This window comes from Peribacillus sp. P4_C12 (genome assembly GCF_056402095.1).
The window spans coordinates 1-1098 of sequence record NZ_JBFUIB010000891.1 but is presented as its reverse complement, the minus strand read 5'-3'; the positions used below and the strand labels follow the sequence as shown (position 1 = coordinate 1098).

Genomic DNA, 1098 nt, shown 5'->3' with positions numbered 1-1098 from the left:
GTAGTCCAACGCATACCATGCTTTTCTTTTGCATCTGCGAATACACGCTCAATCGTTTCTTTACGTTTCGCATATATAGGTTTTACATCTTGATGAGTACGCAGATGATCTGCTTCTTCCACATATGCTTGCCAGATATGCCGTGTCACCACTTTTTGGTGGTCTTTGCTTTCTGTACACCGTGATAAAGATGAGCATGTCGCACAAGTGTGTTTGGGTGATTTGTACTCGCGATAGCCCTCTTTATTTGTTGTTGAGTACTTTAAAATCTCGCCCGATGGGCAGAGATAACAATCAAAATGTTCATCGTAAACATAGTCATGCTTGCGAAAGAACCCTTCTTTTGTTCGTGGACGTGTATAGGGTAAAGCTGGTGTGATTTCTTTCCTAAAAAGGTAGCTTGTAATGGCTGGTGTTTTGTAAGCTGCATCTGCGGCAACAGCTTCAGGTTTTCCAACTTTCTCAATTACTYGTTCAACAAGWGGCTCTAAGATATGACTATCATGCGTATTTCCYGGTGTTACAATCGTCCCCAGCACAAAACCGTTGCGGTCTGCAGCCGMATGAAATGAATAGGCAMACTGTTTTGTTCGTTCATCYTTTACAWAGTAGYCACTCTCAGGGTCAGTTKTACTTTCTTTAATYTCTTTGGTTTCTTCTTTATCAAATTTATCCGGTGGAAAAGGCTTYTTTCCATKRTTTTCACGATCTTGATTTATTTCTTCTTGAAGGCGTCCTTGATATGCTCGTGTTTCCTTACGAACGATTTTCTTTTCGAATTTTCGCTTATTCGCACTGGCTTTCACATGTGTKGAATCAACGAATACGTGCTCTGCACTTATTAACTTTCKTTCTGAAGCTGTCATTAAGATACGATAAAAAATCTGTTCAAACAGGTCTGTATCTTTAAAGCGACGCTCATAATTTTTCCCGAACGTTGAGAAGTGAGGTACTTTATCATGGAAAYCGTAACCTAAAAACCAACGGTAAGCCATATTCGTTTCAACTTCTTCAATCGTTTTACGCATCGAACGAATACCGAAGGTATATTGAATGAATGTCAATTTAACTAAAATAACTGGATCAATACTTGGGCGG

Annotated in this window: 1 protein-coding gene; it reads right to left on the bottom strand. The window is 39.7% G+C overall.

The features are described 5' to 3' along the window. On the bottom strand, positions 1 to 1098 hold a 1098-nt coding region (locus AC1DUW_RS29985), incomplete at both ends, for an IS1182 family transposase (RefSeq protein WP_477644331.1).